Source organism: Dehalobacter sp. TeCB1 (assembly GCF_001707455.1).
Lineage (GTDB): Bacteria > Bacillota > Desulfitobacteriia > Desulfitobacteriales > Syntrophobotulaceae > Dehalobacter > Dehalobacter restrictus.
The window spans coordinates 19,020-28,975 of sequence record NZ_MCHF01000042.1 but is presented as its reverse complement, the minus strand read 5'-3'; the positions used below and the strand labels follow the sequence as shown (position 1 = coordinate 28,975).

The 9,956-nt window shown below is 37.0% G+C and carries 15 protein-coding genes; all 15 read right to left on the bottom strand.

The window, feature by feature from the left end:
- Nucleotides 1-536 precede the first annotated feature (536 nt).
- Nucleotides 537-920: a hypothetical protein gene (locus tag A7D23_RS10840; RefSeq protein WP_068883796.1), complete on the bottom strand. Its 384-nt coding sequence runs from the start codon at nucleotides 918-920 to the stop codon at nucleotides 537-539.
- A 39-nt stretch (nucleotides 921-959) separates the two neighbouring features.
- Nucleotides 960-1,367: a YodL domain-containing protein gene (locus tag A7D23_RS10835; RefSeq protein WP_068883794.1), complete on the bottom strand. Its 408-nt coding sequence runs from the start codon at nucleotides 1,365-1,367 to the stop codon at nucleotides 960-962.
- Nucleotides 1,368-1,440: 73 nt separating this feature from the next.
- Nucleotides 1,441-2,271 (bottom strand): DUF932 domain-containing protein, encoded by an 831-nt coding sequence (locus tag A7D23_RS10830; protein ID WP_068883792.1) that lies wholly within the window; start codon nucleotides 2,269-2,271, stop codon nucleotides 1,441-1,443.
- 360 nt (nucleotides 2,272-2,631) lie between these two features.
- A complete protein-coding gene (locus A7D23_RS16090) occupies nucleotides 2,632-2,802 on the bottom strand; it encodes a hypothetical protein (protein ID WP_176714413.1) in 171 nt (56 codons plus the stop codon).
- A 281-nt stretch (nucleotides 2,803-3,083) separates the two neighbouring features.
- Nucleotides 3,084-3,785 carry a hypothetical protein gene (locus A7D23_RS10825; RefSeq protein WP_068883789.1) on the bottom strand — a complete coding sequence of 234 codons (702 nt, stop codon included), beginning with the start codon at nucleotides 3,783-3,785 and terminating at the stop codon, nucleotides 3,084-3,086.
- Nucleotides 3,786-3,792: 7 nt separating this feature from the next.
- A complete protein-coding gene (locus tag A7D23_RS10820) occupies nucleotides 3,793-4,104 on the bottom strand; it encodes a hypothetical protein (protein ID WP_068883786.1) in 312 nt (103 codons plus the stop codon).
- Nucleotides 4,105-4,318: 214 nt separating this feature from the next.
- Entirely contained in the window at nucleotides 4,319-5,209 is an 891-nt protein-coding gene (locus A7D23_RS10815; RefSeq protein ID WP_083221903.1) for a hypothetical protein, read from the bottom strand.
- A 3-nt stretch (nucleotides 5,210-5,212) separates the two neighbouring features.
- Complete coding sequence (locus tag A7D23_RS10810) at nucleotides 5,213-5,551, bottom strand: hypothetical protein (RefSeq protein WP_068883785.1); 339 nt, start codon at nucleotides 5,549-5,551, stop codon at nucleotides 5,213-5,215.
- 511 nt (nucleotides 5,552-6,062) lie between these two features.
- Nucleotides 6,063-6,197, bottom strand: a complete 135-nt coding sequence (locus A7D23_RS16590) for a hypothetical protein (protein ID WP_282432019.1) — start codon at nucleotides 6,195-6,197, stop codon at nucleotides 6,063-6,065.
- A gap of 151 nt (nucleotides 6,198-6,348) precedes the next feature.
- On the bottom strand, nucleotides 6,349-6,783 hold the full coding sequence (locus A7D23_RS10805; RefSeq protein ID WP_068883783.1) for a hypothetical protein: 435 nt from the start codon (nucleotides 6,781-6,783) through the stop codon (nucleotides 6,349-6,351).
- On the bottom strand, nucleotides 6,776-7,579 hold the full coding sequence (locus A7D23_RS10800) for a ParA family protein (RefSeq protein ID WP_068883781.1): 804 nt from the start codon (nucleotides 7,577-7,579) through the stop codon (nucleotides 6,776-6,778). Before A7D23_RS10800 ends, A7D23_RS10805 begins: the two co-directional genes overlap by 8 nt.
- Nucleotides 7,580-7,879: 300 nt before the next feature.
- Nucleotides 7,880-8,203 (bottom strand): hypothetical protein, encoded by a 324-nt coding sequence (locus A7D23_RS10795; protein ID WP_068883779.1) that lies wholly within the window; start codon nucleotides 8,201-8,203, stop codon nucleotides 7,880-7,882.
- Nucleotides 8,204-8,215: 12 nt separating this feature from the next.
- Entirely contained in the window at nucleotides 8,216-8,809 is a 594-nt protein-coding gene (locus tag A7D23_RS10790; RefSeq protein WP_068883777.1) for a hypothetical protein, read from the bottom strand.
- An 83-nt stretch (nucleotides 8,810-8,892) separates the two neighbouring features.
- Nucleotides 8,893-9,264, bottom strand: a complete 372-nt coding sequence (locus A7D23_RS10785; RefSeq protein ID WP_068883775.1) for a DUF1249 domain-containing protein — start codon at nucleotides 9,262-9,264, stop codon at nucleotides 8,893-8,895.
- A 315-nt stretch (nucleotides 9,265-9,579) separates the two neighbouring features.
- Complete coding sequence (locus tag A7D23_RS16585; protein WP_282432018.1) at nucleotides 9,580-9,714, bottom strand: hypothetical protein; 135 nt, start codon at nucleotides 9,712-9,714, stop codon at nucleotides 9,580-9,582.
- Between the last annotated feature and the right edge of the window lie 242 nt (nucleotides 9,715-9,956).

Genomic DNA, 9,956 nt, shown 5'->3' with positions numbered 1-9,956 from the left:
TCCTGCCTTTTCTCCAAAGCCGTTCTTTCGGGTTCCCTTTCCCCAGGTCATACTAATCCTGCCTTTTCTCCAAAGCCGTTCTTTCGGGTTCCCTTTCCCCAGGTCATACTAATCCTGCCTTTTCTCCAAAGCCGTTCTTTCGGGTTCCCTTTCCCCAGGTCATACTAATCCTGCCTTTTCTCCAAAGCCGTTCTTTCGGGTTCCCTTTCCCCAGGTCATACTAATCCTGCCTTTTCTCCAAAGCCGTTCTTTCGGGTTCCCTTTACATGAGCGAAAACGCTCATGTAATAGATCATAAAAAGATGGGAGATTTCTTAAGCTTTATGCGGACTTTTGCTGTTTCTATTTAATTACTCATATATATAGATAGGTATATAGATATATAGATAGGTTATAAAATTAAAAAGGCCCCTTTTTTAGGAGCCATAAATATTCTATACCTCTATTTTGTTGTATCTCAAACGCTCTTCCGGATCAGCTGGCCGGCACAGAATGATGAGATACAAACATGATACTTTACAAATACTTTAATTCTCTTATTTTGCAAACAGGTCAAAAGCATAAATAGGAAAAAATTCTATTTCTCCATTATCATCCTCGATATAGACCGACTGACCTGAAGAGTCTAGTAGTAGATATTCTTTATCTTTAGTAAGTCTGCTTCCATTCTCAAGAACATCCTTACAACGGGCATAAGATTTATAAGTATTTGGGTCAGCTCCAGGAACATTCCAACCAAACGAAGAACCCACTAACATAGCTTCAGCTTGTGCCGGGGAAATACCAAGTATTGCATTTAGTCTTTGAGGTGATTCCTGATTACTTGTTAGAAAATAACCCTTTTCACCTTTTTTAATAAGAATAGTTGCTCCTGTTGAGCTTTCTATAGAGTAACAAAATCTTGGCAATTCTTCGAACATATTAATTTCTCCTCCCATAATTAAAAATTAGGGTTTATTTCAGTTATCTTCTTCATCTATCATCAACCTATAAGCTTCGTATTCCTCACTACATTCCTGGCAATATCCTTTAATCTCTGATTGTTGGGTATACGACTTATTACATCTAGTACAAATGTTTACCCCCTCAATTTTCATCCAATTGGACGAATCACAAAACCAATATTCCCCATTTAAAATGACAATATCTGATATTGAAAGTGAATGCCCTTTAAAGTCATTTGGAGGACTGAGGTTAAAAATTCCATATAACTTATCTAAAACATCATGACCGTTACCGTCTGTTGTGCCATTATATACCTCACTGTAGTAATTCAGGTTGAACCCCTTGGGAGGTTTATTATCATCAAAACCACGAAACTTGAACGGTGCTTCTCTATTCGCTTGCAAAATCTTAAATTCTATCAATCTTATCTCCCCTTTAATTCACTTTTATAACAGGGTTAACCAAATTATAGGTTAACCCTGTATAGTGGATTTGTTATACAGCCTGGGCCTTTAATTCATTCATACTTTCAGCCAAAATCCATAAAGCTTTATTTAATTTAATATTATTATCGATGGATTTTACCGGGCGTGTTGTGGTTTTTTTGTTTATCACTGTTCTCCCCCGTTGACCTCCTTTTAAAAGGTTTTCCTGCACCTTATTAAAAGTAGTCCATAAATCACTTTTATCATCCTCGCAACGATGTGATACAAGTATTTGTTTGGGAGTAACAGGAGATTTTTCATCGTATTTAAGACTAAGGGCAGCCCTTGCAAAAGCTTCTTGCTCTCCCGGAAGCAAACGAAGTGATTTCATGCTTTCAATTGAGCTTTGAGCAGTATCATAATTACCTAAAATTTCATAAGCAGCCTCAATAACATTTGAGGTGATATTGCCACGATGCTGAACCCTAATATCTTCAATTGTATCCCCAATAACCATTCCATTATGACAAACGAAACGAAAAATACCGGCCATGAGTTGAAAACATGAGGTCCCATCATGGGAATTAACGAGAACAACTTCAAAAGCTTCTGCTGCTGTAACCAGATTTGCCTTTCTAAGTCTCAACATATGCTTTGTAAATTCCTGTTTATCCTCCGTCCTAGACCTAGACTGAGCTACTGCAAAAGGAAGAAACCCTTCATTTTTTAAGCCGGTTAACACTTCTTTTGTTGGAATATAAGCATATCTTTCTGACCTTGAAAAATGTTTTTTCTCTGCAAAAATACTTGGAGCTACTCGATAAAGTTGTTCATCTGTAAGTGGTTCATTTCTCACCAATGAAGTAACATCCTTAAAAGTTGTTGCTAAACCGTTTGTCATATTAATATCCTCCTTGAAATTTATCAACTACATATATTATAATATAAAGCGCATCATATTACAATACTAGAAGGGTAAAAAAAGAGCTGAAAATATTTTTCACACTCCTTATCCCTTCCGGGCCGTGTGCGTCATGGCCGGGGCCGTTGGGCCGGGAAGGATAAATATTAGGAATACCTCATATGCTGCTTTTTATGTTCACGGTCCATAAGTCTTGACTGCCGTGATAACATTCATCCCGGACGGGGGAGCCTCATCCAGGTTCCACACCCCCTAGTGCCCCCCGTCCGCATCACCGGCTTTATCACGGCTTGTCAAGTTGCCCTGGTGCCTTCTCCTGCCTCCTGCGGTCTGCTGCCTTCAGGGAGCAGTCCGCTCGTTCTTATTGGTACCCGTACTGATGAAAAAATATAGTTCGCTTCTCTGCCCGGCCACAGGTATTTTTTCATGAGTTAAGGGTACGCCTTCAGATCCTTTGTATCTCATCCCGCCGCGGCGATCCGCAGCTCCGGAAGATCCGTTGAGATACATATTCAAAGACCCAAGCGACCCTAGAGGTAAGGGCGTGAGACAATCCGGCCAGGCCGAGAAGCCGGATTGCCCATATAAAAAAATCTATCTCATAATTCCTTCTGTCAATTAAATGGCAGCATTAAAAATAAGATACATCTTAAGAATACAATGATATATACAAATTAAAAGTAAAACCCTTCAAGTGTGGACATTTTAAAAAGAGCTTTATTGCATGATACATAATAAGTAAACTTCAGAACCACAGTGAAGGCATTTAACAATCGGAGCTTTAGGAGTTTTCATTTTATTATTTTCTCCCCCTCACTAACGAATAAATCGGGGAATAAGCTTCCTATATATTCTTCAAATTCATTAGAATCTAAATAAAAGAATTCTTTTTCTATCCCAACTGAATCAGAGATAATATCAATAACACGGTCAACATTTCCTTCACTTTTTCTTTCCATGTAAGCATACTGCGGATAACTAATATAATATTCGTCAGTACCCGATTTTAAATAATTAGCATGAAATGATTTTGCGCTAGTATATCCTAAAGCAGTCCGTAGAAATTTCAGGTTTTTTACAGCGTTATCTTTACTTTTAAATACTGATTCTGATAAATATCCTTCCCTTATAAGAATCGGTTCTAAATATCTCCGTATTGCTTCTTGAATGAAGAGACTCCTATTAATTTTAACATCAGATTTGCGTAATTCAGAAACGATATCATCAACATTATCAATTAATTCCATCTCTTGTACAAAAGAAAGGGATCTCGCTCTTTGATTTTCTAAAGCTGTTTTTCCCTGGTCTGACATTTCATCGTAAACCCGGTCTACAGAAACAACAAAATCATTACTTTCAATCATCTGAAGTAATGCATCTTTTAATAAAACCGAAAGAGACGTTTTGTGTTCGTCAGCATATTTATTCAGTGCATTTTTAAGAACATCTGAATATAAATAAGTACTTACCTTAATTACTTTTCTTATTACCACAACTAAATCACTTCTTTCTATTTTCTAACAACCCTGTTAACTCTTTTATTAATTCTTTATTTCTTGTATATAATTCCCAACGTTGGCTTTCTATTGTTTTGTCCTTTTCTTGCTTATTTTTACGGAATAACTCTCTGTTAAATGTTTTAAGATTTTTTAATTGATTTTCATAATAAAAAAGGTGATTATCTATGGACTGTTTTATTGCCCATAACTGCTCATCACTCAACATGCCACCTATTTCTGTATCCCCAGAGCAGATTTTTATAACTAATTTATTCTGTATATCGGTAATCTCTAAATTATCAAGTGGCAACATAATAATCTTCCCCTTTTATACAGTATTATAGAACTCTTTATATTACAATAATATTTTTATACAACTAAATCTATAGGTTTATTTGAATATTTTGTTCCAAAGATTTGTAAAACTAACTCCCTTTTTCCTGGTATGTCCATGCCAGGATTATTTAGAATTAAACAATCCCGGCATTTTATATTATAATATAAAGCGTTCTATATTAAAATACTACTTAATAACTAAACGACCATTTACCTTTTTCATCATTTGTAAAGTCTTTGTATATTTGTAAAACCTGACGGACCTTTTCACGCCAAAAGACATTTACTGAACACTTAGAATGACCTTGAACTTCATTGTATAAAGCTGAAAGAGTAGCTTTTCCACCCAATTTTTCGAGTGCTGCATGTACTACATCACGCCATGTTTGATTTTTCTGTTCTCTACTATCTGCATCAAATGTTTTTGTTACCGAAACGGGCAGGAGATAACAATCATCACGCCTAAAAACCAATAAGTATTCATGAACAATTGGAATAAACTTCCCTGCGTATTTTTTTCTAAATGATTCTGCATTATGTTGTGTCTTTATAATTACTTGTTCTGGCGTCCCAAGCCAATCCATATCCTTTTGAATTGAGAATAAACGGCCTTGTTTTTTATAATCTCCAACAAGAATTATCAACCGCCCGCCCTTTCGTAAGGCCCGGAACAGTTTAAGCTGAATAGTGTTTATTTTCTGAATAAACTCCTGATAACTGGAACACCGGCTTAAATCTCTTATATCGGGTTTCTCACCCCATACGTTACCAGAATATTGAATCATATCATGATAAGGAGGATGAAAAATAGTAAAATCTGAGCTTCCTGGTACCTCATCGGTTAGAGCATCCCATCCCCCAAATTTAGGATTTAGGTCTGTAACCATGCAATCAACACCCAATGTATTACAAACATCAATTGTCGTACCACTGCCACACATCGGGTCATAGACCCTTTTTGGGTGATACCAGTTTATTAAATCCTCGACCAGTTTTCCGGAAAAATTTCCTCGCCATTTATTATTTCCCCACTGGCCCCGGTCGGGGTATGAAACAAGAGTTGTCAAATAATTATTATCCATTATTTAACCTGCCTTTCTTTTGAAATCATATAATCTTCCGGACTTACTTCCGGGAGCCTGATATTCTTTATCAACTTCTTCTGGGGTATTCCAATAAAAACTGTCCGGTAAAGACAAACTATAAGTAGTATTCAATTTTAGAAGCTCTCCCTTATAATAAATAATATGGTTTCTTATAAGATTTAAATTAGTACCATCCGGCCAGAAAGGGTCTTGGCCACCGTATTGTAGTAAATAGGAATAGCGTTGATATTCTTCTTCCAAGTTCTTCTTTAATTGCTTATATTGAAGAAGAATTTTTTTACTTGGTATTTCACCGAATAAGGTTAATTGACTTCCCATCTTTATCTCTCCAATCTCCAAAAAAACAATTATAACAACATTTTAGAGTTTGCCAGTCCGGACATCCAGAATCGTTAAGATTATGAATAGGACAAGAAATAAGTTGTATTCCTTCAAAATCATTTAAATCTACCTCAAAATTTTCGCTTACCAAAATATATTCAGGTCTTTTTCTATAAAATGTAAACGCCATATATTCCAAGCCCTCCAAGTAAATTTATCAACTATATATATTATAATATACTGCGCATCATATTACAATACTAGAAGGGTAAAAAAAGAGCTGAAAATATTTTTCACACTCCTTATCCCTTCCGGGCCGTGTGCGTCATGGCCGGGGCCGTTGGGCCGGGAAGGATAAATATTAGGAATACCTCATATGCTGCTTTTTATGTTCACGGTCCATAAGTCTTGACTGCCGTGATAACATTCATCCCGGACGGGGGAGCCTCATCCAGGTTCCACACCCCCTAGTGCCCCCCGTCCGCATCACCGGCTTTATCACGGCTTGTCAAGTTGCCCTGGTGCCTTCTCCTGCCTCCTGCGGTCTGCTGCCTTCAGGGAGCAGTCCGCTCGTTCTTATTGGTACCCGTACTGATGAAAAAATATAGTTCGCTTCTCTGCCCGGCCACAGGTATTTTTTCATGAGTTAAGGGTACGCCTTCAGATCCTTTGTATCTCATCCCGCCGCGGCGATCGACAGCTCCGGAAGATCCGCTGAGATACAAAATATAATATGTATCTCAAAGCAGCACCCTCCAGCCATGCACCGGCGCAAATTATGAGATACATATATTTTATTTATTCCACGATTCAACAATTGGTCTAATAAAAGTCTTTATCGCTTCGTTTGCAACATCTGAGATATCTTTATTGTACCTATGTTTTATTTCATTCAGATTCTTTGCTACTTCTTCTTCAATATAAAAACCTTTTAACACCCTGACCGGCTTTTCTTTAACTGCAAAAAAAGAATTTATTTCTGCATCAACTTTTTGGCCGGGAGAGTCATCCTTTTTTCTATGCTCCTGTTTATTTATCGGCTTTTGAGCGGGTTGCTTTTGTGTAACTTCATTTATTGTAACTTCAGTAGAAGGAGAAACAGTAATCACTTCATTTTCCTCTTTTTCAGACTGTTCATCCTTCACCGGCTGGGTTTTATTTGATACTACTTTTAATGATGCATTTGTAAGTAAGTCTTGTGCAACAACATTAAAATCCTTCTTAGCCAATATTTATTACCTCCTTTGCTAATTTCATATACCCCTGTAATTTTGGGTTTTTTGGGTCATATATCAATGCAGGTTTACCTAATGTCTGTGCTTCAGCAAATCCTATGACATTCGGGATAGTAGCTTCAAAAACCCTAATATTATTATTTAAGCAGAATTGATTTAATTGATCTCCAAATGATATATGCAAAGTAGTGTGTTTAACCATAGTTTTTAGAATTCCTATGACCTCCAGTCGATTATTCCGGCCTGAACTTTTGACGTTATTTACATTTTCCAATACTTCGGTTAGTCCATCTACCGGAAGTCCCTCGGGCACAACCGGTATTATTACCCCATCTGAAGCTACATAAGCATTTATAGTATATAAATTATAAGCCGGTGGACAGTCAATAATTATATATTGGTATTTGTTCCTTATTTCATCTATTGCTTCCTTTAAAAGAATGGTCTTGTCAGGGAATGCCAATGCGTTTTCTGGGTTTCTTACAATATCGTCCAAAGAACTTAGGTCCTTCCTCGATGGGAAGATTTCAATTCCATAAGGAGTTTTTAATTTTATTTCCTCCATGTCGGCCCGGCCTATTAAGACATCAACCATCGTGAGCTTTAGTCCTTTTTTATCAAAACCCAAGCTTCTTCCTACATGTCCTTGTGCGTCAATATCGATAATAGCAACTTTCTTACCCAATTTACCAAGGGCAACAGCTAAATTTATTGCTGTGGCTGTCTTACCTACGCCCCCTTTTTCAGAAGCTATAGAATATACCTTTGTGTCCTTCGGCTTTAAACGCATCGATATTCACCCCATTCAATTTTTAATTAAATTATAAATGAATGAGTTAATAAATTCTATAATTAAATAATATAATAAATATTTAATTAGCTTGCTAATTATTATTTTAGTTAACTATTCATTATATTTCTTAGTTAGTTAATTAGTTAGTTAATTATATGATTAACAAATCTTACTATACCAGATTTCATTTTTTTACCAGGCACACTACTCAGCAAATACCATTTGAATTCAATTAAAAATACTCCCCAAATAGGGGAGGGAGGATGCCAGGATTGGCCCGCCTGGCTCGGCTTTTATTTATTCCGCAGTGTAGACTTTCCACTGCTTATTAACTTCGCTCTCAATAATGTATCTACACTTTCCTTCATTGTCATATACGAAATACGGATATTCTATTCCAAGACCTTTAAGAGTTTCCTTAATACCATTTTTGTAGCATTTACCTTCTTCCAGTGCCTTAATAGCTGCGTCTACGTTTCCATCCTTACGAGCTTCTGCTACTTGCCTTCCTCGTTCTTTAGCCCAAAGTTTCACGCTGAGAAAATAGTCCGAGTTTAGTCCAGTTTGAATTCTCCATCCAGTCGGCAAATTTTTTATATTTTTCATAGTATTACCCTCCATTATAAACACCTCCTAATCTAATAAACGTGTTAATTTCATATCAACTGGCTTGAGATATTGGCAGCTATGAGAAAAGTTCCATTTCCCATCATGCAGCCGTGGTGAGAAAGTCATTTCGTTACCATCAAGAAAATACTCAAGGTTTGCGAAATTAACTATGTAATCTTCTTGGCTATAAATTTTTACCTTGTCTATTTTTTTACTCCGGGCCTGGATACCTTTTTTAATAGTAAGACCTTGTACCTTAACCCGCCCAGTATTTGAAATTGAAACAATTTTTACAATTGATTCAGAAGTTGTTCTAAAAAAATCACTTTTTGCAAAACCACAAGAAAAAGCTTGTTTTGCATATTCCTGGGCACTTAACCCATTGTTATCAATTGAAGGTTGTTTAGCATCCAAAGGAAGAAGTAAACCAATATCAACACTTGTATTCATGCCATTTCTAGAGCCATCCTTTTTTAACTTGTATACATTTACTTTTACAAAGCTATTTTCACCCTGCCCATATTGATGGAAACATCCGATTTCATAAATTCCTGCCCATTCTTTTATCTTGCACTTTTCGCCTATTTTCCAGGCTTTACATTCTTTTAATGCATTCATAAATTATTCCTCCGAAAATCGATTATTTTTAACCACCCATCCCGGCCATGAAGCCAGGATGGGTTTATTATTATTATCTAGACTTATTTATTTAAGGCTTCTTTTATAAATCCTTGTTGTTCAAGATTTTTAAGCCACTGTCTTAGAAAATCATTTAATTCTTTCTTTAAACGAGGATAGTATTGTCCTGGTTCTGGATACACTTCCTGATAAAGTCCTATAGCATCCATCTGAAATGTTAAAGCCTCAACCGTTTTTAATTCAGGATCTATTCTAACGGTCATTTCAGGATCAGCCATTAAATCACCATTCTGCTCATAATAATGGGCAATTTGATATTCGTTTTTTCCGATCTTTTGAACAACCAAATCCATAAAATTTTTAATCGAAAGCTTCTTATAATCAGCCAATAAGGGATATATACGTTCGTAATTTAATTCATAAATCGTTTTCATTTCCAAGCCCTCCAAGTAAATTTATCAACTATATATATTATAATATAAAGCGCATCATATTACAATACTAGAAGGGTAAAAAAAGAGCTGAAAATATTTTTCACACTCCTTATCCCTTCCGGGCCGTGTGCGTCATGGCCGGGGCCGTTGGGCCGGGAAGGATAAATATTAGGAATACCTCATATGCTGCTTTTTATGTTCACGGTCCATAAGTCTTGACTGCCGTGATAACATTCATCCCGGACGGGGGAGCCTCATCCAGGTTCCACACCCCCTAGTGCCCCCCGTCCGCATCACCGGCTTTATCACGGCTTGTCAAGTTGCCCTGGTGCCTTCTCCTGCCTCCTGCGGTCTGCTGCCTTCAGGGAGCAGTCCGCTCGTTCTTATTGGTACCCATACTGATGAAAAAATATAGTTCGCTTCTCTGCCCGGCCACAGGTATTTTTTCATGAGTTAAGGGTACGCCTTCAGATCCTTTGTATCTCACTTCTCCGGACCGGCCACCAGATCCCGGTGCTCACCTGAGATACATTATCAGTATCTCAAGCGACCAAACCGATCCAGGAACCAGGAAATCATCTTGAGATACAGATAAACCGGCAGGATTAACCTGCCGATATTGGTCTTTAAAATCTAACTTGAAAAAGAAGTTAAAAATGTATCTCATATCCTGCGATGGCCGTACGGCTGCA